Origin of the sequence: Alienimonas californiensis (assembly GCF_007743815.1) — a bacterium.
Lineage (GTDB): Bacteria > Planctomycetota > Planctomycetia > Planctomycetales > Planctomycetaceae > Alienimonas > Alienimonas californiensis.
This window is the reverse complement of the sequence record NZ_CP036265.1, coordinates 4,765,287-4,791,772: the sequence shown is the minus strand read 5'-3', so window position 1 is coordinate 4,791,772 and position 26,486 is coordinate 4,765,287. Positions and strand designations below refer to the sequence as shown.

24 protein-coding genes are annotated in these 26,486 nt (G+C 71.3%); 4 read left to right on the top strand and 20 right to left on the bottom strand.

Features of this window, described 5'->3' with window-relative positions; all coding sequences use genetic code 11:
• Positions 1 to 98: 98 nt before the first annotated feature.
• Positions 99 to 3,266, top strand: coding sequence for a sigma 54-interacting transcriptional regulator (locus tag CA12_RS19005; protein ID WP_145360669.1), 3,168 nt, complete (start codon positions 99 to 101; stop codon positions 3,264 to 3,266).
• A 12-nt stretch (positions 3,267 to 3,278) separates the two neighbouring features.
• Here the strand turns inward: CA12_RS19005 and CA12_RS19000 are convergent, their stop codons facing one another.
• Positions 3,279 to 4,283, bottom strand: coding sequence for a DMT family transporter (locus CA12_RS19000; RefSeq protein ID WP_165700863.1), 1,005 nt, complete (start codon positions 4,281 to 4,283; stop codon positions 3,279 to 3,281).
• Positions 4,280 to 4,687 carry a DUF2237 family protein gene (locus CA12_RS18995; RefSeq protein WP_145360665.1) on the bottom strand — a complete coding sequence of 136 codons (408 nt, stop codon included), beginning with the start codon at positions 4,685 to 4,687 and terminating at the stop codon, positions 4,280 to 4,282. The genes CA12_RS19000 and CA12_RS18995 overlap by 4 nt, the downstream gene beginning before the upstream one ends.
• 178 nt (positions 4,688 to 4,865) lie before the next feature.
• Here CA12_RS18995 and CA12_RS23060 point away from each other — a divergent pair, with 178 nt between their 5' ends.
• A complete protein-coding gene (locus CA12_RS23060; protein ID WP_145360663.1) occupies positions 4,866 to 7,385 on the top strand; it encodes a VIT domain-containing protein in 2,520 nt (839 codons plus the stop codon).
• A 90-nt stretch (positions 7,386 to 7,475) separates the two neighbouring features.
• Here the strand turns inward: CA12_RS23060 and CA12_RS18985 are convergent, their stop codons facing one another.
• From CA12_RS18985 to CA12_RS18945, 8 genes are all read right to left on the bottom strand, one after another.
• Positions 7,476 to 8,219 carry a CvpA family protein gene (locus CA12_RS18985; protein ID WP_145360662.1) on the bottom strand — a complete coding sequence of 248 codons (744 nt, stop codon included), beginning with the start codon at positions 8,217 to 8,219 and terminating at the stop codon, positions 7,476 to 7,478.
• Positions 8,212 to 8,925, bottom strand: coding sequence for a hypothetical protein (locus CA12_RS18980; RefSeq protein WP_145360660.1), 714 nt, complete (start codon positions 8,923 to 8,925; stop codon positions 8,212 to 8,214). Before CA12_RS18980 ends, CA12_RS18985 begins: the two co-directional genes overlap by 8 nt.
• Entirely contained in the window at positions 8,922 to 10,823 is a 1,902-nt protein-coding gene (locus tag CA12_RS18975; RefSeq protein WP_207622045.1) for a GspE/PulE family protein, read from the bottom strand. Before CA12_RS18975 ends, CA12_RS18980 begins: the two co-directional genes overlap by 4 nt.
• 156 nt (positions 10,824 to 10,979) lie before the next feature.
• Positions 10,980 to 11,573 carry an imidazoleglycerol-phosphate dehydratase HisB gene (gene hisB / locus CA12_RS18965; protein WP_145360658.1) on the bottom strand — a complete coding sequence of 198 codons (594 nt, stop codon included), beginning with the start codon at positions 11,571 to 11,573 and terminating at the stop codon, positions 10,980 to 10,982.
• Between the two features lie 37 nt (positions 11,574 to 11,610).
• Complete coding sequence (gene hisC / locus CA12_RS18960; RefSeq protein WP_242688031.1) at positions 11,611 to 12,720, bottom strand: histidinol-phosphate transaminase; 1,110 nt, start codon at positions 12,718 to 12,720, stop codon at positions 11,611 to 11,613.
• A 28-nt stretch (positions 12,721 to 12,748) separates the two neighbouring features.
• Positions 12,749 to 13,105 (bottom strand): exodeoxyribonuclease VII small subunit, encoded by a 357-nt coding sequence (gene xseB / locus CA12_RS18955; protein ID WP_145360656.1) that lies wholly within the window; start codon positions 13,103 to 13,105, stop codon positions 12,749 to 12,751.
• On the bottom strand, positions 13,102 to 14,250 hold the full coding sequence (xseA, locus tag CA12_RS18950) for an exodeoxyribonuclease VII large subunit (RefSeq protein ID WP_242688029.1): 1,149 nt from the start codon (positions 14,248 to 14,250) through the stop codon (positions 13,102 to 13,104). The genes xseB and xseA overlap by 4 nt, the downstream gene beginning before the upstream one ends.
• Complete coding sequence (locus CA12_RS18945) at positions 14,247 to 15,020, bottom strand: sugar phosphate isomerase/epimerase family protein (RefSeq protein ID WP_165700862.1); 774 nt, start codon at positions 15,018 to 15,020, stop codon at positions 14,247 to 14,249. The genes xseA and CA12_RS18945 overlap by 4 nt, the downstream gene beginning before the upstream one ends.
• A 133-nt stretch (positions 15,021 to 15,153) precedes the next feature.
• On the opposite strand from CA12_RS18945, the gene CA12_RS18940 reads away from it, so the two are divergent.
• Together CA12_RS18940 and CA12_RS18935 are read left to right on the top strand one after the other, a co-directional pair.
• On the top strand, positions 15,154 to 17,652 hold the full coding sequence (locus CA12_RS18940; protein WP_145360652.1) for an NEW3 domain-containing protein: 2,499 nt from the start codon (positions 15,154 to 15,156) through the stop codon (positions 17,650 to 17,652).
• A 98-nt stretch (positions 17,653 to 17,750) separates the two neighbouring features.
• Positions 17,751 to 18,569, top strand: a complete 819-nt coding sequence (locus CA12_RS18935) for a Nif3-like dinuclear metal center hexameric protein (protein WP_145360650.1) — start codon at positions 17,751 to 17,753, stop codon at positions 18,567 to 18,569.
• A gap of 37 nt (positions 18,570 to 18,606) precedes the next feature.
• Here CA12_RS18935 and CA12_RS18930 read toward each other — a convergent pair whose 3' ends face one another.
• The 10 genes from CA12_RS18930 to cyoE form a co-directional block, all read right to left on the bottom strand.
• Positions 18,607 to 18,870, bottom strand: coding sequence for a hypothetical protein (locus tag CA12_RS18930; RefSeq protein ID WP_145360648.1), 264 nt, complete (start codon positions 18,868 to 18,870; stop codon positions 18,607 to 18,609).
• A 9-nt stretch (positions 18,871 to 18,879) separates the two neighbouring features.
• The gene (locus CA12_RS18925) at positions 18,880 to 19,359 is read right to left on the bottom strand and encodes a DUF420 domain-containing protein (RefSeq protein WP_145360646.1); all 480 of its coding nucleotides are present in this window, start codon (positions 19,357 to 19,359) and stop codon (positions 18,880 to 18,882) included.
• Positions 19,356 to 20,159, bottom strand: a complete 804-nt coding sequence (locus CA12_RS18920; RefSeq protein ID WP_145360645.1) for an SCO family protein — start codon at positions 20,157 to 20,159, stop codon at positions 19,356 to 19,358. Before CA12_RS18920 ends, CA12_RS18925 begins: the two co-directional genes overlap by 4 nt.
• 89 nt (positions 20,160 to 20,248) lie before the next feature.
• Positions 20,249 to 21,142, bottom strand: coding sequence for an ABC transporter permease (locus CA12_RS18915; RefSeq protein ID WP_145360643.1), 894 nt, complete (start codon positions 21,140 to 21,142; stop codon positions 20,249 to 20,251).
• A gap of 90 nt (positions 21,143 to 21,232) precedes the next feature.
• Positions 21,233 to 22,468, bottom strand: a complete 1,236-nt coding sequence (locus CA12_RS18910; RefSeq protein WP_145360641.1) for a GAF domain-containing sensor histidine kinase — start codon at positions 22,466 to 22,468, stop codon at positions 21,233 to 21,235.
• A 142-nt stretch (positions 22,469 to 22,610) separates the two neighbouring features.
• Positions 22,611 to 23,285: a DUF3124 domain-containing protein gene (locus CA12_RS18905; RefSeq protein ID WP_145360639.1), complete on the bottom strand. Its 675-nt coding sequence runs from the start codon at positions 23,283 to 23,285 to the stop codon at positions 22,611 to 22,613.
• 76 nt (positions 23,286 to 23,361) lie between these two features.
• Complete coding sequence (locus CA12_RS18900; RefSeq protein ID WP_145360637.1) at positions 23,362 to 24,288, bottom strand: ABC transporter ATP-binding protein; 927 nt, start codon at positions 24,286 to 24,288, stop codon at positions 23,362 to 23,364.
• A complete protein-coding gene (locus CA12_RS18895) occupies positions 24,285 to 24,698 on the bottom strand; it encodes a cytochrome C oxidase subunit IV family protein (protein WP_145360635.1) in 414 nt (137 codons plus the stop codon). Before CA12_RS18895 ends, CA12_RS18900 begins: the two co-directional genes overlap by 4 nt.
• 6 nt (positions 24,699 to 24,704) lie before the next feature.
• On the bottom strand, positions 24,705 to 25,559 hold the full coding sequence (locus CA12_RS18890; protein WP_145360633.1) for a cytochrome c oxidase subunit 3: 855 nt from the start codon (positions 25,557 to 25,559) through the stop codon (positions 24,705 to 24,707).
• Complete coding sequence (gene cyoE / locus CA12_RS22890) at positions 25,559 to 26,461, bottom strand: heme o synthase (RefSeq protein WP_242688028.1); 903 nt, start codon at positions 26,459 to 26,461, stop codon at positions 25,559 to 25,561. The genes CA12_RS18890 and cyoE overlap by 1 nt, the downstream gene beginning before the upstream one ends.
• Positions 26,462 to 26,486 lie beyond the last annotated feature (25 nt).

The following is a 26,486-nucleotide window of genomic DNA, read 5'->3' as shown; positions in this document are numbered from 1 at the left end:
GGAGAGGCGACGTAAATGTCTTACGCCCCTTAGCTTAACGGTTCACGGAAGTTGTCAGGAAATATTTCCTCGAGCAGCGAGTGCTTGACGCTTCGTCGGTGTCGAAGTTCACTGTCGACAGCTTTTCGACACTTTTCGACACCCTTCCCCGAGCCGTCCAGTTGACCGTCCCGACGTTCAGCGGCCGCTACGTCGCGCTCACCATTGGGACGTTGGCGCTGCTGGCCGCGATCGGGTCGATCGCGTACGTCGCGGTCTCGCCGGATCTGCGTCTCCGAATCGTACTGGCGGACGATCCGGCGTCGGAAGGCGCCACGCTGATCGCCACCGACGGACTGAAGGTCTGGGGCGAGCCGGGGGCGGACGAGCCCCGCCCGGGCGACCTGCTCCGGGCGATCGGCGATCGGGAGATCCTGAGTCCAGTCGACTTCTACGACGCCTGCGATCCGCTGTATCGAAAATCGCCGGATCAGTTTGCGGATGCGAACGAAAACGACCCGATCCGGCGTTTTCAGATGCAGGCGGACCATCCGTTCGTTCAGGACAATGCGAAGCGCCAGTACGTCCGCGTGCTGTATTCCCGGCCGTCGGAGGACAAACCGGGCGACCCGCCGCGGATGGCCTACGTCCGCGTGCAGGGCGTGCCGGTCGGCCGGATGGGGCTGCTGATCGGCTGGCTCCTCCTCCAGATCGGGCTGACCGTGGTCGGGGGGATGGCCTCGTGGCTGCGGCCCTTCGACCGGGCGGCCCGACTGTTCTTTCTGATGAGCGCCACGACGGTCGTGGCAGTGTCGGGCGTGTCGCTGTGGTGGGCGCTGGCTCACTCCACCGCGGCGTTGCTGCCGCTGACGATCTCCGCGGCGCTGCTGCCCTCGGTGACGCTGCACTTCTTCCTCAGCTACCCGAGAGCGTTGCCGGTGCTCCGCGATCACGGGTTCGCGGTGCGGCTGGCACTGTATCTGCCGGCGGGGATCGCGGCGGCCGTGATGGCGGGAGTCGCCGTGCTGGCGGCCAGGCTGGCGGAGGACGACTCCCCCGCGACCAACGCGGTGAAGGAGCGTCTGCTGGACGCGATGGGCTGGGCGGCGAACGGGGTGATGGGCCTGGCCCTCGCGGGGTTCGTCCTCACGCTGGCCGCCCTGTGGGCCCACTGGCGGCGGGCCACCTTGCGGGTCGAGCGCGGTCAGTTGCGGCTGATTCTGGCGGCGGCGGTGTGCAGCGTGCCCGCGGCGGCGTTCCTGCTGTATCTGGCGGTCTGGGACCGGCCCGGGTTCCTGCACGTGTTGGGCTTTCTGCCTGTGTTGTGGGTGAGCCTGCTGTTCGCCGCCGCCTACACGGGCGGGATGGTGCGGTACCGACTGCTGCGGGTGAACGAGGTGCTGCGGGGCGGAACCCGTCTGCTGCTGGCCCGCAGCGCGTTGGCGCTCGCCGCCGGGGCATTCGTGGCGGTCGCGGCCCGGGTCGATCGGGTGATGGACGTGCCGCTCTCGCCCACCGGCTCCACCCTGGTGCGGGCGGGGGCGGCCGTGCTGGCCGGGTCCGCGGCCTTCGCTCTGTTCCATGTGCTCCGCGAACGGCTGGACCGCATCTTCTACCGCGAGAAGTACCGGCTCGACCGGGTGCTGCGGTCGTTCGGCGGGGGGGAAAACGCGTCTCGACAGGCGGCGGCGGACGTGGTGGCGGCCTGCCGCGAAGTGGTGGGCTGCGAACAGGCAGCGGTCTACCTGCCGGACAGCGAGGGCGACGGCCTGATCCGGGCCGCGGCGACGACGGATTCCTTCCCGGAACGCCTTTCCCCGGAGGAACTGGCGCCCGACGTGCTCGCCGACGGGGAGGAGGCGGCCCACGGCCCCGCGCCCGGCCCGGGGCCCGTTCGCTCCCCCGAGGTGCGGGCGGCGACCGGGGCGGAGACCCTGGTGCCCCTGCCGGTCGAGGAAGGCGCCGAAGGCGCCTCGGCCGGGTGGATCCTGCTGGGGCCGAAGGAAGATCGCACCGCCCTCTCGGCGGAAGACCTCACGTTCCTCGAGGCCCTCAGCCGCACGGCGGCGGCGGCGCTGCGGGAGGGGCGGGTCCGTCGAGAGTTGGAGAGCTTGCGGACCCGGGTGCGCCGCCGGGACGAACGGCGGGAACGGTTGGAACGGCGGGTGGCCTCCCTGGAGGCGGAGTTGGCGGGCACGCTCGGCGGAGCCGCGGAGGCTCCGACGGTGGACGGCTTCGACCGTGGCGGCCTGCGGGGCGACGGGCCGGCGATGCGGCGGGCGCTGACCACGGCCGCCAAGGCGGCCCGCTGCGACGTGACGGTGTTGCTCCGCGGGGAAAGCGGCACCGGTAAGGAACTGCTGGCCCGGGCGATTCACGCCAACGGCCGCCGCGCCGCAGGGCCGCTGGTCGCGGTGCATTGCGCCGCTCTCTCTCCGGCTCTGCTGGAGAGCGAACTGTTCGGCCACGTCAAAGGTGCCTTCACCGGCGCCGACCGCGATCGTCCGGGGCGGTTCGAGCAGGCCGACGGCGGCACGCTGTTCCTCGACGAGATCGGCGAGGTGCCCGCGGAAACGCAGGTCAAGCTGCTCCGGGCGTTGCAGGAACGCACGTTCGAGCGGGTCGGCGGGGACAAGCCGATCTCGGTCGACGTGCGGGTCATCGCCGCGACCCACCGCGACCTGAACGCAATGATCGCGGCGGGCACGTTCCGCGAGGACCTGTTTTATCGCCTGAACGTTCTGCCGATCGAACTCCCACCGTTGCGGACGCGGAAGGAGGATCTGCTCGATCTGGCGGATTCCTTCCTGCACGAGGCGGCCCGCAAACAGGATCGGGCCGTCACCCGCATTCACCCGGACGCCGAGGCCGTCCTGCTGCGGCACCTTTGGCCGGGGAACGTCCGGGAATTGCGCAACACGATGGAGCGGGCGGTCGTCCTGGCGGAGTCCGACACCGTCACCCTCGCCGATCTGCCGGCGGAACTCGCCCCGCTCCGCGATCCGGACGCGGAGGTTCCCTCCCCCGCCCCGCCGCGGCCCCGGACGCCGCCGGCGGCGGAGCGGATGCCGTTCGAGGCGACGCCGGCGCCGCCCGCGGCCCCCGCAGAGCGGACCCCGGCCCCGCCGGAGCGGCCGGCGTCGGTCAGCCGGGAAGAGGCGGAGAAACGGCGGCTGGTTTCCGCGCTGGAGGCCTGCGAAGGGAACAAGTCACGGGCGGCCCGCCGGCTCGGCCTGCCGCGGAGCACCTTCTACAGCCGACTTCAGAAGCACGGCGTGGTGCCCTGAACGACCCGGCGCTCAGGTGGGAGGAAGCCGTCGCCGGCGGCCGGCGAGGACGGTGATCGCCACCGCGGCGACGATCAGCCCGCCGCCGAGGTAGGACCCCGGGGGCGGTCGTTCGCCGGCGCCGAGGTAGGCCCACAGCGGGTTCAGCACCGGCTCGATCAGCAGGATGAGCCCCGCCGCGACCGGCCCGACCCGTCGCAGGCCGAGTTGAAACAGCACGTACGGCAGCGCCATCTGCAAGACGCCGAGCGCGAGCAACCCGGCGACCGTCGCCGCGGACAGCGACAACTCGCCCCGCCGCCCGGCCCACGGCAGGAGGACCGCCGCGGCGAGGGCATTATTCCACAGTACGACCGCCGCGACGTTCACCGGTCCGCCGGTGCGGCGGCGGGCGTCGAGGTCCACCGCGTCCAGCCCGACGATCACCCCCGCGTAGCCCACCCCGGACAGCAGGGCCAGCGCCGGCGCCAGCGGACCGCTCGGGCGGTCTTCGCTCCAGAGGTGGAACAGCAACACGCCGACCCCCGCCGCGGCGCAGCCCAGGGCCGCCAGTTGGACCCGGGTGATACGGCGCCCCAGCAGCCCCCAGGCCATCACGGCGGCCCAGGCGGGGGCCGAGTATTGCAGCAGGATGGCCTCCGCCGCGGTGCCGACGGCGGAGGCGACGATGAACGCCCCCACCATCACCGTGTAGCAGAGCGCCGTCGGCCACATCAGACGCGCAGCCGGCCGAGCGGAGCCGGTCAGGGTCGCCCCGAACCCCAACAGCGGCAGCATGATGAGGGCCGCCCCGACGCTGCGGAGGGAGGTGAACGCCAGCGGTTCCACCCCCGCGACCTTCACCGCGACCCCGGCCAGGCTCCACAGCGTCGCCGTGGCGAGCAGCAACGCGATCCCGACCCAGCGGCCCTCCACCTTCACGCCTTCTCCGGCCGCACGCTCGCCGGCTGATTTCTCGCCCGCCGTATTCTCGCCAAGCGGACTCGCGGCGTCGGAGCCGGGACTAACCGTCGTCACGCGAAGGCGTGCTGCTGGAGTTCCTCCAGCGAGGCGTACTCCAGCGTCGCCATGTGGGTCGCTTCCAGGACCACCTGCGGGGCCTGCCCGGCGTCGAAGGCTTCCTTCCAGCGGGGGGCGCACAGGCACCAGTGATCGCCGGCCTTCAGGCCGGGGAACTGGTGCATCGGCATCGGCGTGGACAGGTCGTTGCCGCGGGCCTTGCTGAACGCCAGAAACTCGTCCGTCATCACCGCACAAACCACGTGCACGCCGGCGTCGCCGGGGCCGGTCGCACAGCAGCCGTCGCGGTGCCAGCCGGTCAGCGGGTCGTGCGAGCAGTCCCTGAGCGGCCCGCCCAGCACGTTTTTGCCTTTCCGGCGGGCGGCGGGGGCGTCGTCGGGGCGGTCGGCGGCGGCGGCCATGCGGGCGGTGTGGGTCGGGAAGCGGGCGCGGCCCAAGGTGCCGATCCCCGCCGCGGGGGGAAAGCGAAATCGGCATCCCGGAGCGGATCGGGCGGAACTTTCGTCGCCTTCGGAACGTCCGCGCCCGGTACGGTGGCGGCTCGCCGCCGGTTCTCCCCGCACTCGCCCGGATCAACTCATGTTCCGCCCCCCGCCCCTTCGTTCCCGGTTCTCGGCAGCGCTGCCCGCCCTGCTCGCCGCGGCCTGCGTGGGCTGGCTCGCGCCGCAGGCTCCCGCTCAGGCCCTGCTGGAACTGACGGACGCCCCCCGCCCCGGATTTCCCGCCACCTGGGAGGTGACGGAACTGACGGCCCACGCGGACGTCACCGGCCAGAACGCCTCTGTCCGGCTGTCGCAGACCTTCAAGAACACCGGCTCGCAACCGCTGGAGGCCCGGTTGCTGTTCCCGGTCCCGCCCAATGCCGCGGTGCGGGAACTGACGTTGCTCGTCGACGGCAAAGAGCTCACCGGCACCCTTCAAAAAGCCGGCGAGGCCCGGGAAACCTACGAGGCGATCGTCCGCCGCAACCGCGATCCCGCCCTGCTGGAGTACGCCGGCTACGGCCTGTACCGCACCAGCGTGTTTCCGATCCCTAAGGACGCCAGCCGCACCGTGCAACTGCGGTACACCCAACTGCTGGGCGTGCGCGAGGGGCTGATCGACCTAACGTTGCCGATCGGCTCCGCCGGCTCCAACGGCGTGGGGGCGAAGAAGGTGGAGGTCTCGGCCAGCATCACCACGGAGTCCCCGCTGAAGGTCGTCTACAGCCCGACGCACGCCGTCGAGGTGGACCGGCCGACGGACAAAACGGCCTCCGCAAAATTGAAGCTGGAGAACGTCAGCGGGCGTGAGGACGTGCGCCTGCTGTTCGGCACGGCCGAGGGGCTGGTCGGTCTGAACGTGCTGACCTTCCGCGACCCGGACGCCTCCAAGGAGGATAAAGAGAAGTCCACGGACGACGACGGCTTCTTCCTGCTGCTCGCCGCCCCGGAGGTGCCGAAACCGGACGCCGCCCCGCCGGAACGCACGATCGTGTTGGTCATCGACACCTCCGGCAGCATGGCCGGGGAAAAGATGGAGCAGGCCCGCAACGCGGCCTCCTTCATCGTCGGCCGGTTGCGGGAGGGGGATACCTTCAACGTGATCGCCTACAGCAGCACGGTGAACAGCTTCCGCCCCGAACTGGAGAAGGGCGACGCCGACGGCCGCAACGCCGGGCAGGCGTTCGTGAACAACCTTCGCAGCGGCGGCGGCACGGACATCAACGCCGCCCTCACCAAAGCGCTGGAGATGATCCCCAAGCCCTCCGAGGAGGGCGTCGGCGATCGCCCCACGTACCTGCTGTTCCTCACCGACGGCCAGCCGACCAGCGGCGTGACCGACGAACAGCAGATCGCCAAGAACGTCGCCGACGCCAATCAAGTGACCGACGACGCCGTGAAGGCCCGGCTGTTCACCTTCGGCGTGGGCTACGACGTGAACGCCCGCCTGCTGGACCGGCTCTCCGGCGGCGGCCGCGGCGTCAGCGCCTACGTCGCCCCGGAGGAGGACGTCGAAGCCAGCGTCTCCGACCTGTACGCCAAGATCGCCGCCCCGGTGCTGACCGGCCTCACGCTGGATTTCGAAAAGAAGGGCGGTGACGCCGATTCGCTGCTGAACCGCGTGCTGCCCGGCGACCTGCCGGACCTGTTCTCCGGCCAGCAGCTGTCCATCGTCGGCCGGTACGGGGCGAACAAAAAGGACCTGGAGGGCACCTTCACCCTCACCGGGACCTCGACGGCCGGGGACGGGGAGCAACTCAGCTTCTCCCTTCCCGTCACGTTGCCGAAGGACTCGGACGACGCTGCCGACTTCCTTCCCGCCCTATGGGCGACCCGGCGGATCGGCGAACTGCTGAACCGGATCGACCTCGACGGCGAGAACCCGGAACTGGTGGAGGAACTCGTCACGCTTTCGCAGCGGTACGGCATCCTCACCCCCTACACGGCGTTCTTGGCGGAAGAAGACGTGGACCTGAACGCCGTCGCCGTGAACCGCGGCTTGGCTCGGGAGAACCTGGAGCGCGGCCTCGCCCAGACGGACGGCGCCTTCGGTGTGAACCAGCGGGCCGCCAAGCAGTCCTTCCGGGCGAGCGAGCAGGCGGCGTCGCCGGCGAACTCGTCCTCGCTCGGAATGAGCGGGCCCGTGTCGGGCGCCATCCGTCCGCAGAGCGACCGCGGCTTTTACTCGCGCAGCGGCCGCATGGGCGGCGGGATGGGCGGGCTCGGCGGCGGCGGCTTCGGCGGCGGCGCCTTCGGCGGGGGAGCCCCGGCGCCCTCGGCTCAGCCGGGCCAGAGGAACGGGGCCGGCAGCGTCGTTGCCGGAGATGAGATCGAGGGGCTCCAGGAGGAACCCCGCCAGCGCGTGCAGCGGGTCGCCGGGGAGACGCTGTTCTTCAAGAAGGGCCGCTGGGAACAGAGCGGCCTCACCGAGGAGCAGCAGAAGGACCCGGTCGAAGTGGAGCAGTTCACCGACGCCTGGTTCAAGCTGGCGAAGGAGGCCGGCGAACGCTTCGCCCCCCTGCTGAGTCAGGCCGAGCCGGCGCTGGTGCGGATCGGCGGAACGACCTACCTCATCACGCCGCCCGCCCCCGAGAAGGACGCCGCGGCGGGCAGTTGATCGCCGACTTCGGCTGTGGCGAAACGATTCGCCCCGCGTTCCGGAAGGAACGCGGGGCGTTTTCGTAGGTCGGCTTTGTGCCGGGGGCGCTCAGAACGCGGGGCCGGTCGATCGCTGGGCGCCGGGGGCCGGGGCGGCGGGGGCGGCCGGGGCGGCGCCGGCGCCGTTGGCCCGGCGGTCGGCGTAGCGGATCACGAAAGAAGGCATCGACTTCGTCGCCGCGTGGGAGCCGTCGCTGGTCACGGCGTCCCAGCCGTAGCCGGTGCGGTTGTCGAACCCGCTGAGGGTGTTCAGCAACGTCCCGTTGCCGTCCTCCAACCGGTTCCCCCCGCCCTTTTTCAGCGGGTTGAGCGAGACGTACCGAGTGAACGCCAGCCAGCGGCGGTCCGGGGCGTCGACGTCGAACAGGTTCCCCCCGGGCTTGCTGAAGCCGCGTTCCGGGGCGAACCCGAGGAACGTCCGCGGCAGCGGGGAGACGTGCAGGGCCGTCAGCAGGATCGCCATCGTCACGTACCCGGTCGCGGCGCCGAAGACCCACCGCAAACCGTGATAGGCGGGGGCGGGCAGTTCGAGCAGCCGGGGGGCGATCTGTTCGCACGCCAGCCGCATGCCGGTCACGAACGCGGCGAACAGCCCCAGCAGGCAGATCACGTCCGCCCGCTCCCGCAGAAAGTCGGACCCGCCGATCGCCTCGGCCAGCGGCTCGAAGAAGTTCATCGCCAACAGGCCGGACAGCACCACGCAGAAGAACGTGGTCACCGCCCCGAGGGCGCCCTCGTTCGCCACGAAGTAGGTCACGCCGCCCCAGAGGGCGAGCAGGATCAGGTCAATCATCAGTCGTCTCCCACTCGGCCGGGCCGAGGCGTGCGCGTTTTGATGTCACCGCCGCGGCGAGCCACGGCAAATCGTCCACTCGTCCGTCCAACTCGGCGGGCATTCTCGGGTCGGTCTCGTCGGCCAAGGCTTCGAGAACCCACGCCTTCAACTCCGGCCGGTCCTCGACGCAGCGGGCCAGTCCCCGGCACACAGTTTCGCGGACGACGTATTCGTCCCCGACGGAGCCCTCGACGTGCCGGAGGAACGGGGCCAGCGCCTCCGCCCCCGCGGCGACGGCGGACCGACAGGCGGCGATCACCGTCCGTTCTGCGGCCATCTCCGCCGCGAGCGTCGTTCCACGGTCGGCAGCGATCTTTTCGTAGGTCGGCCGCAGCGAGGGGAGGGCGGCGGCGTGCACCAGCATGTACCCGTGGCCGTCGGCGATCTCGCCGAGCAGCACGGCGATCTGCTCCGCCCACGGCCGGCCCTGCTCCAGCAAACGAAGCAGGAACGGCACCGCGTGCGGCGTCGCCGGATAGACCGTGCCCTGATGCCAGACGTTGCCGAACAGGTCGTGGATCGCCCGCTCCGCGGCCTCCTCCGGCCCGGACACCAGGGTCCGGAGCAGGTCCGGGACGTCGGAGGCCGAGCCGTAGGCGTGGGTGAGGTCCGCCCAGGGAACTTCCTCCAGCCCGGCGAGGGGATCTGCGACGGCGGTCGTCACTTCACGACCTTGAGGAGCTCTTCAATGCTGGTCACGCCGCGGACGACCAGGCGCAGGCCCTCCTCACGCATGTTGAGCATCCCGTTCTTGCGGGCCTCGGCCCGGATCTGACTGGCGGCGGCTTTGTCGCGGATCAGATCGCGGATCCGGTCGTTGATCTCGAGCACCTCGTACACGCCCACCCGGCCCATGTAGCCGAGCCCGCCGCACTTCGGGCAGGCGCCGCTTTCGGCCCGGGGGGGACGGTAGAAGGCCTCGATCTTGTCCACCGGCAGGCCGGCCTTCTTCACCAGTTCCGGCTTGGGCTGATAGGCCTGCTTGCACTGCTCGCACAGGCGGCGGACGAGCCGCTGCCCGACGATCGCCGTCAGGCTGTTCGAGATCATGAACGGCTCCACGCCCAGTTCGATCAGCCGGAACAGGGCCGTGATGCTGTCGTTGGCGTGCACGGTGCTGAACACCATGTGCCCGGTGTTCGCCGCCTGGCAGGCGATCTCCGCGGTCTCCTTGTCCCGGATTTCGCCCAGCAGGACGACGTCCGGGTCCTGGCGGAGCACGCTGCGGAGGGTGCCGGCGAACGTCTGGCCGGCTTTGGTGTTGATCTCGATCTGGTTGATCCCGTCCATCTGGTATTCGACGGGGTCCTCGATCGTGATCACGTTCCGCTGCAGCTTGTCGATCGCGTTGAGCGAGGCGTACAGCGTGGTGCTTTTGCCGGCGCCGGTCGGGCCGCTGCACAGGACCATGCCGTGCGGCTCGTTGATCAGTTCCTCCAACCGCTCCCGCAGGCCCTTCCGCATGCCCAGCCGTTGCAGGCTGGAGACGGCGTTGGACTGGTCGAGGATGCGCAGGGACATCTTCTCGCCGTGCCGCGTGCCGGCGGTGGCGATCCGGAAGTCGATCATCCGCCCGTCCAGATCGGCCCGGAAGCTGCCGTCCTGCGGGCGACGCTTCTCCGTGATGTCCATCGCGGAGAGTACCTTAAAGATATTGACGATCCCCTCGCCGGTGGGCCGGTCGAACGGCTCGGCGGGGTACATCGCCCCGTCGACCCGCACGCGGACGCTCATCTCCTCCTCCTGCGGTTCGAGGTGCACGTCGGTGCTGCGGCGGAGGATGGCGTCGTAGATCAGTTCCTTGGCGGCGACGTAGCCCTTGCTGCTCTCCACCTTGCGGGCGCTGGCGGTGGAGTACTTGTTGCCGGTGGAGCTTTTGCCCATGAACGTGATCGGCGGTCCGAAGGTCTGTTCGGTCTTCCCGCCGCCGGTCGGCAGGCCCATGCCGACCTTGTTGAGCCACTGGTTCAGCACCTTCGAGAGGTGCCGCTTGGTCATCACCTTGCCGCTGTCCGGCACCCGGGCGTTGCGTTCGACGATGTACGCCGTCAACGGCCCCCCGGCGAACACTAGGTAGCCGACCACGCCCATCAGCAGGTTCGGCAGGCAAATGATCGCCCCCATCCCCAAAATCCCCCCGAGCATCAGCAGGGTGGACCAGAACTCCGGCCGCACCTTCAGGCTCGTCGCGTCCTGATCCGCCCACGCGGTCGTCGCGACCCACAGGAAGAACGCCCCCAGCACGAGCGCCAGCAACGGCAGGGCGAAGTAGAAGCCGACCTGCTGCCCCGGCCCGTTTCCCCGCCAGAAGCCGCCGGGGTGCGGGGGGAGTTGATTCGGATCGATGACTCCGCCGGGAACGGCGTCAGCCGCGGCGGCCGGGTCGGCGCCGGGAGCCGCGGCGGCGTCCCCGACGGCGGGATTCGACGGGGCGACGGGTCCGCCGAAATCCTGGCCCCGCGCGGAGGTCGCGACCGCGAGGGCGGCCAGCAGGGACGCCGCGAACAGCAGGGTGCGGCAGAACCCCGGCAACGGGCGGCGGACGAACGCGGCGTCGGTCATCAAAGCGCTTCCGGCAGTCCGGGCGAGCCGGGAACTCCGGCGTGTCGGATTCGTCAGTCTAAGGTCGGAGGCCGCCGCAGGCGACCGCCGATCCGTGCCGTTTCATCCCAGGTCGACAGGGTCTGAATAGTCCGTGTTCCGTACGGGAACGGCGCCTCACAGCACGCCCTTGCTGCTCGGCACCCCGGTTTGCCGCGGATCGACGGCGACCGCCGCCCGCAGACTGCGGGCGCAGCCTTTGAACACCGCCTCGGCGATGTGATGCGCGTTGATCCCGTGATGCAGCACGCAGTGCAGATTCAACCCCGCCGCGTTCGCCACGGCCTGCCAGAACTCCCGCACCAGTTCCGTATCGAAGTCGCCCACCTTCGCGGCCGGGAAGGCCACGTCCCACACCAGCATCGGCCGGCCGGACAGGTCCAGCGCGACGGTGACCAGAGCGTCCTCCATCGGCAGCGCGATTGAGCCGTACCGCACGATTCCGGTCTTCTCCCCGACCGCCTCCTTCAACGCGCGGCCCAGGCAGATGCCGACGTCCTCGGTGGTGTGATGGAAGTCGACGTGCACGTCGCCGGTCGCCTTCACCGTGAGGTCGACCAACCCGTGCCGGGCGAACAGTTCCAGCATGTGATCGAGAAACCCGACGCCCGTGGCGACGTCGTGCGCGCCGGAGCCGTCAAGGTTCAGCGTCAGCGAGACGGTCGTCTCGCCGGTTTCACGGTCGATGGTCGCGGTGCGTGGATCGGGCATCGCATCACAGTACCCGAGCCGGACGCAGGCGTCCGGCTTAGACCGCGAACGATTCGAGGGCCGTCAGCAACGCGTCCGTTTCTGCCGGCGTGCCCACGGTGATCCGCAGGCCGTCCGGCGTGCCGTCCGGCCACGCTTTGAAGGCGAAGTAGCGGACGAGGATGCGACGCTCCTTCAGCATGTCGAAGCGGGCGCTGTGCTGGCCGTCGGGGTGGGTGCAGAAGACGAAGTTCCCGCCGCTGGGCTGCACGTCGAAGCCGAGGGCCGTCAGGCCGTCCGTCAGCCGTTCCCGCTCGGCCAACACCGTCCGCACGGTCTCGTCGAGCCAGTCCGCATCCCGCAGGGCCGCGGCGCCGCCGGCGAGGGCCAGCGTGTCGCAGTTGTAGGAATCCTTCACCTTCGCCATCGCCGCGATCACCTCCGGCCGGGCCGCGGCGAAGCCCATCCGCAGTCCCGCCAGCCCGTAGGACTTCGACAGCGTCCGCGTCAGCACGATGCGGTCGCCGTGGGGGCCGTTCAGCAGATCGAGCCCCAGCCGGCCGTCCTCGAAGTCCGCGTAGGCGCCGTCGAGAATCAGCAGCCCGTCGTCGGGGATCAGCCGTTCGAGCGTCTCCGCCGGCCAGACCGTGCCGCTGGGGGAGTTCGGCACCGGCACGAAGAACAGCCTCGCCCGCTGTTTGACCGCCTCGACCCGCTCCCAGTTCCACGACCAGTCGCCGTTCAGCGGGACGGCCTCGAAGGGGCAGTTCTGAATCTCCGCCAGCGTGCGATACAGCGTGTAAGTCGGGTGCGGGGAGACGATTAGATCGCCCCCGCCGTCGCCCCCGCTGTCGGCGGAGCGGCAGAAGGTGCGGATCAGCAGCGTGAGGATCTCGTCGCTGCCGTTGCCGGGCAGGATCCAGTCCGGCTCCAGCCCGAGCCGGTCCGCCGCCGCCTGCCGGAAGGCCAGGCCGGTGGGGTCCGGGTAGCGGTTGAGCCGTTCGCCCGCGGCGGCCCGGATCGCCTCGACGGCGGCGGGCGGCGGGGGGAACGGCAGTTCGTTGGTGTTCAGCTTCACCCAGCCCCCTCCGCGGGGCTGCTCCCCCGGGGCGTAAGCGGCGAGGGGAACGACGGCGGGGCGGGGACTGACCAAGGGGACGACGCGCAAACGGACGTGAACGGGCGAAGGGGCAGACTCAGAATAACCCGTCGGGTTCGTCCTCGTCCGCCGCCCGCCTGCGGTTTCGCGGGGACTTCGCGGTTCCGGCGTCCCGACGGCCGGCTCCCGCCTGCTCCGCGGTCGCGGAGGCGTCGAACGGTTCGGTGACGGGCTCGCCGTCGGCGTCCACGCCGGTCAGCAGTTCGACGCGGCGTTCGGCCCGCTCCAGCGTCGCCCGGCAGCGCCGCAGCAGACCGACGCCGGCCTCGAACCGGGCCAGCGACTCCTCCAGGCCCAGCCGGCCGCCCTCCAGGTCGGCGATCACGGCGCGCAGGTCGTCCAGCGCCTCCTCGAAGGGCGGTTCGTCGCGGCCGGCGTGTGCGTTCTCAGTCATTCCTCATCCTCCGTGCGTTCCAGAACCTCACAGCGGATCGACCCGCGGGCCAATCGCGTCGTCACCTCATCGCCGACGGCCACCGCGGCGGCGTCCGTCAGCACAGACTTTTCCTGTCGGGTCAGCGAGAACCCCCGCCCCAGCACCGCCAGCGGGGAGAGCGCGTGCAGCCGACCGCCCAGCCGTTCCAGTTCGTGCGTGCCCCGCTCCACCCGACGGCGGCCGGCGTCGGCGAGGCGGGCGTCCAGTTCGTCCAACCGCTGGGCCTCCGTGGCGACCCGCCGACGCAGGGCCAGCGGCAGGCGCTCGGCGGCGTCGGCGACGAACGCTTCGATTTCCCGCCCGTCCGGCACGGCCAACTCCGCCGCCTCGGACGGGGTGAGCGCCCGGCGATCGGCGACGAGGTCCGCGATCGTCACGTCGATCTCGTGCCCCACCCCGCAGACGACGGGAACCGGGCAGGCCGCGACGGCCCGGGCGACCGGCTCCTCGTTGAAGGCCCACAGGTCCTCCAGGCTGCCCCCGCCCCGGATCAGCAGCACGACGTCCACCCCCGACAGGCCGCCAGCGGTCCGCAGCGCGGCGGCAATCTGTTTCGCCGCGCCGTCCCCCTGCACCGCGGTGGGCACGACGATCGCGTCCGTCCCGCGCCAGCGCCGGCGGAGCACCTGCAAGGCATCGCGCACCGCGGCGCTCGTCGGGCTGGTGACGAGCGCCACCCGGCGGGGGAAGGTCGGCAGCGGGCGCTTGCGGTCCGGGTCGAACAGCCCCTCCGCGGCGAGCTTTTCCTGAAGCTGCCGAAACGCCAGTTCCAGCGAACCCACCCCCTCCGGCTGCATCGCCGCGAGGATCAACTGGTAGGCCCCGCGGGGGGCGTAGACCTCGACGTTTCCTTCGCAGATCACCGCCAGCCCGTCCCGCGGTTCGAACCGCAGGCGGGAGGCTTTGCCCTTCCACATCACGACGCGGATCTGGGCGGCGTCGTCCTTCAGCGTGGCGTACAGGTGCCCGCTGCGGGCGAGCACGACGTTCGACAGCTCCCCCGCCACCCGCACCGCGGGGATGGCCGTCTCCAGGACCTCCTTGATCGCCCCGGTCAGGTCCGAGACGCTCAGCGGCTCCATCTGGGCTTCGCCGTGACTCACGGCGAGGCGACCGAGCGTAGGTAGCCGAGCGCCCGGCTCGCCTCGCCGAACGGGTCCGGGCCGGTCGTGCGATCGCAGGTCCCCCACCCCTTGAAGCCGGCTTCGTTCAGCAGGGCGAGCGTTTCCTCCCAGTCCACCTCACCGCGGCCGACGCGGACCTCTTTCCCCCCGGCCCCGTCGCTGATCGCGTCCCGGGCGGTCACGGTTTCGAGCCGGTCGTGCAGCGTGCGGAGCGCGGCGACGACCTCCCCGCCGCCCAGCAGCACGGCGGCCGGGTCGAAGTTCACGCCGAACGGGCCGGTCGTCACCCGGTCCAGCACCTCCGCGACGCGGGCCACGTCGCCGGCGGGCGTCAGGCAGGGGATCACGCCGACATGGGCGCCGGCCCGGGCGAGATCGTTCAGCACCTCGGTCAGCAAGGCGGCGGCGGGAGCGTCCGCGGCGGGCAGGCGGAACGGGCGGAACGAGAGCGTGCCGCAGCCCAAGTCCGCGGCGAGGTTCAGTGCCGCGACCACGCCGGCCACTCGTTCCTCCAACCGGTCTTCCTCATAGAGCGTCCCGCGGGTGGGAAAGACCGCGGGGCCGGCCTTCAGCCCGTGTTCGCCGAGGTGATGCCGAAGTTCGCGGGCGGCGGTGGCGGACAAGTCCGCGGCCCGCAGTTCGGTCCGCAAATCCAGCCGCACGCCGTCGGCGCCGGCGTCGGCGACGCGGGCCAGGGCCGCCCGCAGCGGGACGGGGGCCAGGAACGTCGGCAGGGCGAGGCGAATCAAGGGGCCGGAACTCCGGGGAACGGGGCGGAACGGGAACGGGGCGAACCGTCGCAATGACGACGCGGGGGTGGGGCCGTGCCGATTCTAACGACGGGCGTCGCGGTTCCGACCCGGGCGGGTCGATGGAACCGGAGTGTCCCCGCTCATCGCCGCCGCCGCCCTGCTCGTGCCCCCGCCGCCGAGTTACGTGGCGGCGACGGAGGCGCCGGCGGCCGTCGACGCCACCGCCCCGCTGGCGGAGTGGCGCTTCGGCGGCGATGAGGACCTCGACTTCGACCGCTGGCCCGACGGCTGGCTGCGGCGGCGGGGGGCGGCGTTCCCGCACTTCGTGCCGGTCGAAATCGACCCCGGCGGGTTTCCCCCCCGCTCCGGCGACGCCGACGACGGGGCGGCCCTGTGGGTGGCGGCGAACGGCGGGGCCGCGGCGGCGTACTCCCCGCCGGTGCGGCTGACCGGCCGGCCGGCGCTGCGGCTGACGGCCCGGATTCGCACCGAGGGGCTGGACGGCTGCGCCGCCGTGGTCAGTCTGTCGCTGTTGGACGTGCACCACGTGCGGCTGGCGCGGTTCCTCAGCGAGCCGGTCAGCCGCACCACCACGCCGAGCGGCCGCACGGTCGCCATCGGCCCCGCCCCGCCGGTGCCCGGCGCGGTGTGGGCGGTCGTCGGGTGTCATCTGGTCCCGGGCTCGGCGGTGTCCGTCGGGGGGGCGGCGTGGTTCGACGACCTCAAGCTGTTCTCGGAGCCGTTCCTCATGCTGGATCGGATCGGGACGGCCCCGCTGGTCGCGCCCGGAGAGTTGGTCGGGCTGCGGTTGTCGCTCTCCGGGGCGCCCGTGGACGGCCCGGCGCCGAGCCTCGCCGTGACCGTGCGGAACGTGGACGAGCCGGGGGCGCCGGCGGTTCCGGTTCCGCTCGACCCGGTGCGGGTCGGCTCGGAGGTTACGGCCCTGCCGACGATCGGGCCGCTGACGCCCGGGTTATGGGAAGTGACGGCAACGACCGCCGCCGGGGCGGCGGAGAACGCCCGAACGCTGCGGATCGCCGTCGCCGATCCCTTGGATCTGCCGGAGGGCGTCGCCGCGGGGGCGGGCCGCTTCGGGGTCGCGCTGAACCTCGCCCCGGAGGCGGCCGCCGGTCGGATCGCCGAGGCCGCCGCCGCCGCCGGGGCCGGCTGGGTGCGCTGGCGCGCCGGCGATCCGGAGGCGGACGAACGCTTCGCCGCCGCGGTGCGCGCCCTCCACCTGCGCCCCGTGGTGCAGTTGACCGCGGAGAACTTCGACCGTCCCGGCGCGGCCACGGCCGACGCCGTCGCCGCCCTCGAGAATCCCGCGGGGACGGTAGAGCAGCTGGCTAAACCCCTGGCGGTCCATGTGCGGCACTGGCAACTGGGCGAAGATCGTGAACCGCCGGCGGCGGGCCCGCGGACGAAGCCGACCGCGGGCGGGCTGCTGCGGGCCGCCGCCCCGGGGGTGATGGTCGCCGGACCGATCGACGCCGGGGCGGATCAACCCGTGCTGGCCGGCGCCGTCGGAGGGCCTTCGGGGGCGTGGCGGATCGTGCCGGCACAGGGCGATCCGTCGCCGTTCCTCTGGGAGTTGATCGAAGCCTCCGCCGCCGGAGCCGGTCCGACATTCGCGGAGGGCGCCGCGTCCGGCGACAGCGGGTTGTTCCTGGCCGACGGCACTCCCACCGGCCGCTTCCTGCCCTTCCGCACCGCCTCCGTGCTGCTCCGCGAAGGGACCTTTCTCGGGACGCTCCGCTTCCCGGACCTGCGGGCGTGGGAGGAACCCGAGGCGTTGGCGTTTCAGACGCCGCGGGGCCCCGTGATCGCGGTCCGCGGCGCGGCGGCCGGGACGGCGACCCTGCGACTCGGCGGGACGCCGGTCGGCCGCGACGCGATCGGCCGCCCCTTCGCCGTTCCCGTGGAAGACGTTCGTCATCGGGTGTCGTGGTCCGAGGAGCCGACGTTCCTGACCGGGGTCAGCGAACGATTGCTCCGCCTGCGGCTCAGCGTCCTACTGGAGAACGAGGGCGTGCTGCAAAGTTCTCAGGAACCCCAGCCGCTGCGGGTGCGGTTCCTGAACTCGGAGGTCGAGGCGGCCACGTTTCTCGTGGCGCCGGAGCTGCCGGAGGGCTGGACGATCTCGCCGGCCCAGGTCGAAGTGACCGCGGAGGCCGATGAGGAGGCGACGGTGGAATTCACCGTCGTGCAACCGCCGGACGTCTCCCTGGGCGATCACCAGGTCGTGGTGCGACTGACCCGGCAGGGCCTCGACGGCGAAACGCTCCGCGTCCCCCGCACCGCCACCGTGCGGCTGTCCGGCCTGCGGCTGAACGTGAGCGATCGCCGCCTGCCCGACGGCGCCTGGGAGGTCACGCAGACGCTGATCAACGAACTGCCGGACGGCTCCTCCCCGGCGTTTCGCTGCGACGTGCAGATTCCCGGAGCCGCCCGCGTGAGCCTCGAAACCGGTCCCCTCCCGACGGGCGAACACACCTTCCTCCACCGTCTGCCGGCCGCCGCCGCCGGCGGAGAGGTCTGGCTGCGCTGTACGGAGATGAACGGCGTCCGGGTGCTGAACCGCCGTTGGACCCTCGGCGACCCGCCGGCGGCCACGGCGGCGGAGCCCTGAACGCCGCTCGGCCGGCACGGGACGTTCGCAGGCGCGGAGATTCTCGCCGGCGAAGACGACGTTAATCTGGAACTCCCGTCCCCCGCCCGCCCGTCGCCGTGTCCGTCGCCCCCGTCACCGTCGCCGACTGCGTCGCCCTGCTGGATCGGCTCGCTCCGCCGGATCTGCACGAATCTTGGGACAACACCGGCCTGCTGCTGGGCGATCCCGCGGCGGGGGTGGCCTCGATCACCACCTGCCTGACCCTCACCCCGGACGTCGCCGCCGAGGCGATCGAACGCGGCGACGGGCTGATCGTGGCCCACCATCCGATCTTCTTTCGCCCCGTGCAGCAGCTCACGACGAACGCTGCCGAGGGCCGGATGGCCCTGGACCTGGTGCGGGCCGGCGTCGCCGTGTTCTCGCCGCACGCCCGCTGGGACAATGCGGCCGGGGGCATCAACGAACGCCTGGCCCGGGGATTCGGGCTCGCGGACCCCCGACCGCTGCGGGTGCGGAAGGACCTGACCGAGGCGATCGGCGACGACGTCCCCCGCGGCGCCGGGCGGATCGGCAAGCGGAAGGAGCAGGTGTCCTTCGCCGAGTTCGTCCAGTGGGTGAAGGCGGTGATGCACCTGCCGGGCGTGGACGCCGTGCCGACCGAACGGCCGGTGCGTTCCGTGGGCGTCGCCTGCGGCAGTGCCGGGGAGTATCTCTCGGACGCGATCGCCGCCGGCTGCGACGTCTTCGTCACCGGCGAAGCCCGCTTTCACACGGCGCTCGAAGCCCGCACCGCCGGGGTGGGGCTGATCCTCGTCGGGCACTACGCCAGCGAGCGGTTCAGCATGGAGGAGCTTGCGAAGGAACTCGCCGGATACTTCCCGAATCTGCCAGTGCGTCCCAGCGACGTGGAGCGGGACCCGCTGGTCCGGCTGTGAGCCGGCAGGCCTGAGCGGGACGCGGTCCCTGCAAAAATTACCCTTCGGCGGAACCGTCCGCCGCCGGCCAGTCCTGCAGGTTTTCGTTCCCGGTTTGCCGGGAGAGCCGCCAGAAGGCGACGCCGAAGCCGGTCGCCAGGGCGATCGGCATGCCCATCATGAACAGGATCGAGGCGAAGAACGCCCGGGGCAGGCGTTCGTCCGACTCCGCGGCGGCCTTGCACATCGGGCAGGCCTCCGCGGCCGCCGGGCAGGCCACCAGCGCGGCGAAAAGTACGGCGGCGACGACGGCGGTTCGCATGGTTCCAGTCTACCCGGCCGGCCAGTGGTAAAGCATCCCGTAGATCACCACTCCGGTCACGGAGACGTACATCCACACCGGCCACAGCCAGCGGGTGACGGCCACGTGCTTGTCAAACCGGCCTTTCATAGCCCGCCAGACGGCGACGACGGCACCCACCGGCACCACCGCCGCCAGCACAACGTGCGTGATCAGGATCGTGAAGTAAATCCACCGCCAGACGCCCTCGCCCTCGAACGGCCGCCCCCGCAGGCCGGTGCTGCCGGTCAGGACCGCGTGATACAGGAGGTAGCAGGCCAGAAAGACGGCCGAGACCGCCAGGGCCGACAGCATCGCCCGCTTGTGCGACTCGATCCGCCCGGTGCGTTGGAAGTACAGCCCAACGGCCAGCAGCACGCCGGCGAGGCCGTTCAGCACGGCGTTGATCGTGGGCAACCAGGCCGCCCACTCCGGCAACCGGGCCAGCTTCTCCGCGATCTCCGGCGTCATTCGCCGGCTCCCGCCGGGGCGTCGGCGGGAGCGTCGTCGGCGAGAGCGGCGTCAGCCGGCGCCGCTTCGGCGTTCCCCGCCAGTTCCAGCGCCGCCCGGCGGAGCTTCACCATCTCTCCCGGGTTCTGAGAATTGTATTTCCCCCGCACCACCCCGTCCGGGCCGACGAGCATCAGGTTGTTGGTGTGAAAGATGGCCTGATTGGGGTCGACGTGGCCGTCTTCGTAGCCGACCGGCTGTTTAAATCCGTCGCCGATCAGCGTGTAGATTTCGCCCCGATCGCCGGTGAGGAAGAGCCAGTCCTCGTCCTCCTTGGCGTTATAGAAGTCCGAATAGTTGGTGAGGATTTCCGGCGTGTCGTACTCCGGGTCGACGGTCAAGGAGACCAATTTCACGCCGCTGCCTTCCAAGGGTTTGCGGAGGTCCGCCATCGCCTTGGTCACCCGCGGGCAGACCGTCGCGCAGCGGGTGAAGACGAAGCCGGCGATCCAGGGGGAGCCTTCCAGCGTTTCGTGCGTCACCGTCGCCCCCCGCCGCTCCGTCAGGGCGAACGCCGGCAGCCCCTCGGGGTCGTAGATCGGCTCCGCCGGCGGCGCTTCGCCGTTCGGGAGCAGTTGGGCACCGGCCTCCCCGCCGTCGGCGGCGACGAGTTCCACGCCCGGCTCCGGCGGGGCGGAGCGATCCCCCCGCAGGAAGAACGCGGCGATGAGCGCGACGAACACCGCCCCCCACAGCACGGCGCCGATCCACAGCAGCGGTCGACGGGCGGGACGTTGGGCGGGGGCGAGCGATTCAGCCATGCCCCATGATACGAAACTCGCCGGGCGAACGCTGGGGCCGACGCCTGCGGCGCCTCACCGCCCCTCGCGGAAGCGGACTCCCGGACGCCTCAGCGGGCCTCACGGGGGTGCCGACGGCGGGTCATCAGCACGGCGGCGATCAGGCAGACCAGCGTGAACCCCCCGAACACCAGCGCCCCGACGCCGGCACCCGGCAGGGTGAGCGTCGCCGGTACGTCCGCGATCGCCGGGGTCATCGCCCGTCGCAGGCCCGCCACGCCGTAGGTCAACGGGTTCGCCGCAACGACCCATTTCAGCCAGCCGTCGTCCGCCGGGAACGCCGCCCCGGAGAGCAACCACATGGGCAGCAGCACGACGCTCATCAGGGCGTGGAACCCCTGCGTGCTGTCCAGCGGCCAGGCCATGCAGTAGCCCAGCGCCGTCAGCCCCACCGACAGCAGCGCGATCCACCCGGCCGTCAGCAGCACGGAGGAGGCGGTGAAGCCATATTCGACCCCCGGCGCCAGCCCCACGAGGTTCAGCAGCGGGGCGAGGGACACGAACAGGCCGGCCTGCAGGAAGGCGATCGCCGCCCCGCCGAACACCTTGCCCAGCACGATCCCCGCCCGCGGCACCGGCGCCACGAGCACCCCTTGCAGGAACCCTTCGCGGCGGTCCTCGATCACGCTGATCGTAGCGAAGATCGCCGTGAACAGCACGATCATCGCGGCGACGCCGGGCAGGAAGTACGCCTGGTAGCTCATCTCCAACCCGTCGGCGTACGCCGGGGCGTCGAACGCCGACCGCATCCCCGCGCCGAGCACCACCCAGAACAGCACCGGCTGAACCAGCGCCCCCACGACCCGGGTGCGCTGCCGAAAGAATCGCACCAGTTCCCGCTGCGCCAGACTGAACGCCGCCAGCATCACGGAGGGCGTGGGGGCCGCCCGGCGTGCGGCGGGGGCCGCGACGGCGGCGGGGGCTTCGGCGAGGGCGGCGCTCATCGCCCCATCGTAGGGCCCGTCCGCCGCGAAGCGCCATGCCCCCGGGCGACGCCGGCCGGGTCGATCCGCCGCGGCGTCCGTCAGGCGCCGTCAGTCGCGCGGCAGGGGCAGCCTGAGTTTCACGATCGCCCCGCCCTCGGCCTGATTGTCGGTCGCGACGGTTCCGCCCCACTGGGCGACCCGCAGCCGCAGGTTCGCCAGACCGGAGCCGTCCCCGGCGCCCAAGTCGCCTTCGCCGTCCGGGAAGCCGCACCCGTCGTCGCGGAACGTCAGTTCCGCCGCGGGCGCCCCGTCGAATTCCGCGGTCCTCAGGCGGACGGCGACTGCTCGGGCCGACGCATGCTTCAATGTGTTGAGCAGCAGCTCCCGGGCCGCCTCGAATAGCACGGCGGCGGCGGCGGGCGGCAGAGCCTTGGACAGGGCGGAATCGCAGTCCGTGGAGACGCGCAGGCCGTGCCGCTGCGTCGTGCGGGCGGCCAGCCAGTCCAGGGCCGGCGCCAGCCCCCGGCTCCGCAGCACCGGCGGACTGAGTTCCGCCGCGAGGGAACGCGACTCCGCGATGGCCTCCTCGATGAAGCCGATGGCGTCCTCCCGCGGTCCGCCGGCGGCGAGGGTCATCTTCGCGCCGACGAGTAGTTGTTGGAGATGATCGTGCAGCACGCGGGCCAGCCGGTCGCGCTCCGCGCTCGCCGCGGTTTGGACTGCCTCGGCAGCGGCCCGCAGGTCGTCGGCCGCCGCCTTCAGATCCGCCGTTCGCGCCGCGACGGCTGTCTCGAGGCGGTCGTTCTCCGCGTTCAAGCGGCGGTTCATCGCCCGCAACCTCAGCTCGGCGGCCGCCAGGGCGGCCAGGCTGTGCAACACCGCCAGGTCGTCCTCCGACCACTCCCGCGGTTTTCCGTCGATGACGCAAAACGCCCCCAGCACGTGGCCGTTCGGGTCCGGCAGCGGCATGCCGGCGTAGGCGATCACGCCGAACTCTTCGATCGCCTTGTTCTCCGCCACGCGGGGATCTGCGCGGGCGTCCACGATCACCAGCGGCTCCCCGTCGCCCACGACGTGCTGGCAAAACGAAAGCGACAGCGGTGTCTCTCGGCGAGTCGCCCAGGGTTCCGGCAGTCCGACGGCGCTCTTGAAGAACTGCCGGTGCTCATCGACCAGGGACACCACCGCCGCCGGCACGTCCAACAGGCGGACGGCGAAATGGGTCAGGCGGTCGAACGCCTCCTCGGGCGGCGAATCCAGCAACCCGCTCTCGGCCAACGCCGCCAACCGCGTTGGATCGGACGCGACAGGACAGAAGAACGGTTCGATCTCTGCGGGAGCCAAACTCGAAGCGATTCAGGGGTGCAAGGAGGCGAGGCCGACGGGACGGAACGCCTCGCAGCGGCGACGTAGGGTAAGCAGTCGCGGGGGCGCAGCGGGCGTCAGAATGACGTCTCCCGCGCGGAACTGCACTTTTCGCCGCCAATCAATCGCCGGCGTCCGCCGGCGGGCCGGTCGGCGGCACCGTCACGCCGCGGATTGTCTCCCGCACCACGATCCCGGGCCGTACGAAAGCGATCCCCTGCCCGCCCCGGGTATCGATCATCACCGCCTCGAACGCCGGTTCGCTGACCGGCTCCGCCGACACCCACTCCACCAGGAAATTCGCCCCGCTGCCGCCGCTAGTGTCCTCCCGGGTGATCAGGAAATCCGTCGAGGCGAGCGGCCTCAGCCGGATCGGTTGCTTCAGGAAGGAGCGAATCTCCCGCCCGTCCGTGCCGTGATAGGCGACGCGGGTGACGACCAGATCGCGGTCCGGGTCAGTGTTGCGGGCCGACAGCGTGACCGTCAGCAGGTGGGCGTCGCCCTTCTCGTGATAAACGTGCGAGTAGGCGGGTACGTAGACGGTTTGCCCCCGCGCGGGGTGCACGGGCACGACCGCCGCCCGGTCGTCGCTGGCGGAGTCCGGGGCGTCGGCGGCGTCCGCCGATTGCCCCGTCGGTTCGCGATAGTCCAGCCCCTCCTCGACCGTCGCCAGCCGCTGGTCGAGGTAGATCGCGCCGGCCATGAACAGCGCCCCCGGCACGACGATGCAGACGGCGATCAGCAGCTTGAAGTGCCGCATGAACGCGTCCGCCTCGCGCTGGTTCGTCTCGTCCATCGGGAGCTCGGAACGGGGTGGTCGGGGCCTTCCCGCCCAGCTTAGGCGTCGGCGACGCGCGGGACAGCGCCGCGGTTCAGGCGCCGGTCTCGAACCGCTTGCCGGTGCGGGCGGTGAACACGTCGCCCAGCGTGGGTTTGCCGAGCGTCACTTGCGTCACCTCCGCTCCAAAGACGGCCATGACGTCCCGCAGGGCCTCGTGGCCAGCGGGGGTTTCGATCCGCACGCGGCCATCCAGCACGGTGGGGGCGAGGTCGAATCGGCCGCGGACCGCCTCCGCCAGTTCGTCCGGCCGCTCCGTGGAAAGCGTCAGCACGTCGCCCCCGACCGCCGCCCGCAGGTCGTCCGGCTCCCCCTCGGCGACCAATCGGCCGGCGTCGAGGATCGCCAACCGATCGCAGCGTTCGGCTTCTTCCATCAGGTGCGTGGTGACCAGCGTGGTCACGCCGTCTTCCCGTTGCAGATCGCGGAGCAACTCCCAGAGGGCGAATCGGGCCGTCGGGTCCAGACCGGTGCTCGGCTCGTCCAGCAGGAGGACCCGCGGGTCGTGGAGCAATCCCTTGGCGATCTCAACCCGCCGCTTCAATCCGCCCGACAGCCCGCCGCACAGGTCGCCGAGGCGGTCCGCCACGCCCAGCCGCTCCGACACCGCGGCCAGCCGTTCTCGCAGCGCCGCCCCCCGCAGGCCGTACAGGTGGCCGTGGTGGGTGAGGTTCTCCCGCACGGTCAGCTTGGCGTCGAGGCTGGGCGACTGGAAAGTAACCCCCAGCACGCCGCGGACGCCGTCCGGGTCGCTCCGCACGTCGAAACCGCCGACGCTCGCCTCGCCCCCCTGCGGCGGGACCAACGTGGAGAGCACGCGAAACAGCGTCGTCTTCCCCCCGCCGTTCGGGCCAAGCAAGCCAAACAGTTCTCCTTCCGCGACTTCGAACGAGAGGTCGTTCAAAGCGACGCGGTCGCCGTAGCGGTAGGTCAGCGAGCGAGCAGCGACGGCAGCGGTCATTCGCCCGCCTCCGGCTCGGCCCGCATCCCGGGACCGTCCTCATTCTCCGCGAGGGAGGCGACGGCGTCGGTCGGGTCGGCCTCGACGGTGTAGTAGTGGATGCCAATGTCCGGCAGCAGGGCGAGCACCAGTCCAAGCCCCAGCAGCGAGGTCGGCACTAGCACAATGTACTTCCACGCCCCCTCAAACTTGAGGTGCATGAACCAGGCCATCACGCAGTACGCCTTCGCAATCGCCACGCCGAACACCAACGCGGCCAGCACGAGCTTCGGCGGGTTCGGCAGCAGATCAAAGCCGACCGACACCAGCGTCAGGGCGCACAACGCCCCGAACACCGCGAGGTAGTTCGCGTGCGGGTGGGCGTCCGCGGTCTCAGACGGAGCCGCGGCGGGGTTGGGGGCGTGCGTCATGTTCCCTCAGATCAGGTAGACGGTGGGGAACAAAAAGATCCACACGAGGTCGACGAAGTGCCAGTACAGGGCGGCGTTCTCCAGGTACGGGAACCACGCCCGCGACAGACTCCAGGCCAGCGCCGGGATCGCCAGCAGCAGGATGCCGACGATCACGTGCACCGCGTGCAGGCCGGTGATCAGGAAGTAGGTCGACAGCCACAGGTTCGCGCCGGGGATGACCTGCACCTCCGGGATCGCCGTGGCGTGTGCGGGGAACTCCTCGCGGAAGGCCTCCACCCGCTCGGCGAGCGGCCCGGGGGCCGGGTTCTCGTCCCGGACGAAGGCGGACAGCTCCGTCGCCGCGACGCGGACCGGGACCGGCTCGTCCGCGACCGGCACGTCCAGCAAGACAGTGCCGGCGCCGGCGAGGACCTTCCGGCGGGCGGTCTCCGCTGTCTCCGCCACCCGGCCGGGGAGCAGGTCGTGTTCGAACTTGCCGCTGTATTCGTAAGCTTTGATGCCGAGGAACAGGCAGGCCAGCAGCAGCGTGAGGGCCAGATACCCCCGAGCCGCGGACGCATGCCCCGACCCGAGCTTGGTCAGGGCGACGACGACGAAGTAACTGCTGGTGAGCAGCACCAGCGTGTTCACCGCCCCGGCCCACAGCTTGACGTGCATCGTCTCCTGCGACGGCCACGCCGCCGCACCGCCCCGCAGCACGATCAGGCTGCCGATCAGGGCGGTGAAAAACATCACCTCCGTCCCGAGGAACAGCCAGATCCCCAACTTGCCGTTGGGAATCGGCAGCCCCATCCGGGAGGGCACCGACGGGATCGGCTCCCCGGCGGGAACCGGGGCGTGGGCGGTCGCGGCGCTCATCAGCGAATCACCAACAGTTCGATTGCCGCGGCGAGCAGCAGAATCGGCAGGTAGCCCAGCGAGGCGAACAGCACTGCCCGGGCGTTGGGCCGCGTTTCCTCCCGGGCGAAACGGAGCGAGTAGAACAGGTAGACCGCCCCGGCCAGCGTCGCCGCAACCGCGGTCCAGACGCCGACCCCGCCGCCGAGCGTCGGCAGCAACCCGACCGGCAGCAGTGCCACGGCCGTCCAGACGGCCGTCTTCCCCGCCCACCCGGCCGGCGGGAGTTGGCCCGGCAGCATGTGCAGGCCGGCCTTGGCGTACTGCTCCCGATTCAACCAGGCGATCGCCATGAAGTGCGGGAATTGCCAGAGGAACAGGATCCCGAACAGCCCCGCGGCCGTCAGCCAGGTCCCCGGCTGCGTCCCCCCGCCGGCCGCCGCCCAGCCCAGCACCGGCGGCAGCGCCCCCGGCACGGCTCCGACGACCACGCACCAGGCGCTCGACCGCTTCAGCGGCGTGTAGACGCCCACGTAAAGGGCCAGCGTGATCAACGCCAGCAACGCTATCAGCGGGTTCACCGCGAGGGCGAGGTAATCCGCCCCCGCCACCCCACAGACGATGCCGAAGACCAACGCCTCCGTCTCGCTCGTCCGCCCCGCCGGCAGCGGGCGGGTGGCGGTGCGGGTCATGCGGGCGTCGGTGTCGCGCTCGGCGTATTGGTTCAACGCCCCGCTGGCCGCGGCGACCAGCGTGATGCCGATCGAGGCGTGCAGCAGCGTGAGCCCGTCCGATCCGCCGGCGGCGAGGTAGCCCAGGGCCACCGTCACCAGCGCCATCGCGGCGATCTTCGGCTTCGCCAACGCACGGTAATCGGCGAGGCGACCTGCGAAGGAGCGGTCGTCCGCGGAGGCGGAGCGCACGGACGACAGGGGGGCGGATGCGGCG

What these genes read in the sequence shown, in the direction of transcription:
- xseB (WP_145360656.1), bottom strand. Translation starts at nt 13,105, where the DNA reads ATGACTGAGAACGCACACGCCGGCCGCGACGAACCGCCCTTCGAGGAG.
- CA12_RS18890 (WP_145360633.1), bottom strand. Translation starts at nt 25,559, where the DNA reads ATGAGCGCCGCGACCGCCCACGCCCCGGTTCCCGCCGGGGAGCCGATC.
- CA12_RS18900 (WP_145360637.1), bottom strand. Translation starts at nt 24,288, where the DNA reads ATGACCGCTGCCGTCGCTGCTCGCTCGCTGACCTACCGCTACGGCGAC.
- CA12_RS18895 (WP_145360635.1), bottom strand. Translation starts at nt 24,698, where the DNA reads ATGACGCACGCCCCCAACCCCGCCGCGGCTCCGTCTGAGACCGCGGAC.
- CA12_RS18905 (WP_145360639.1), bottom strand. Translation starts at nt 23,285, where the DNA reads ATGGACGAGACGAACCAGCGCGAGGCGGACGCGTTCATGCGGCACTTC.
- CA12_RS18975 (WP_207622045.1), bottom strand. Translation starts at nt 10,823, where the DNA reads ATGACCGACGCCGCGTTCGTCCGCCGCCCGTTGCCGGGGTTCTGCCGC.
- CA12_RS18925 (WP_145360646.1), bottom strand. Translation starts at nt 19,359, where the DNA reads ATGACGCCGGAGATCGCGGAGAAGCTGGCCCGGTTGCCGGAGTGGGCG.
- CA12_RS18930 (WP_145360648.1), bottom strand. Translation starts at nt 18,870, where the DNA reads ATGCGAACCGCCGTCGTCGCCGCCGTACTTTTCGCCGCGCTGGTGGCC.
- CA12_RS23060 (WP_145360663.1), top strand. Translation starts at nt 4,866, where the DNA reads ATGTTCCGCCCCCCGCCCCTTCGTTCCCGGTTCTCGGCAGCGCTGCCC.
- CA12_RS18985 (WP_145360662.1), bottom strand. Translation starts at nt 8,219, where the DNA reads ATGATTGACCTGATCCTGCTCGCCCTCTGGGGCGGCGTGACCTACTTC.
- CA12_RS18915 (WP_145360643.1), bottom strand. Translation starts at nt 21,142, where the DNA reads ATGAGCGCCGCCCTCGCCGAAGCCCCCGCCGCCGTCGCGGCCCCCGCC.
- hisB (WP_145360658.1), bottom strand. Translation starts at nt 11,573, where the DNA reads ATGCCCGATCCACGCACCGCGACCATCGACCGTGAAACCGGCGAGACG.
- CA12_RS18995 (WP_145360665.1), bottom strand. Translation starts at nt 4,687, where the DNA reads ATGGCCGCCGCCGCCGACCGCCCCGACGACGCCCCCGCCGCCCGCCGG.
- CA12_RS18920 (WP_145360645.1), bottom strand. Translation starts at nt 20,159, where the DNA reads ATGGCTGAATCGCTCGCCCCCGCCCAACGTCCCGCCCGTCGACCGCTG.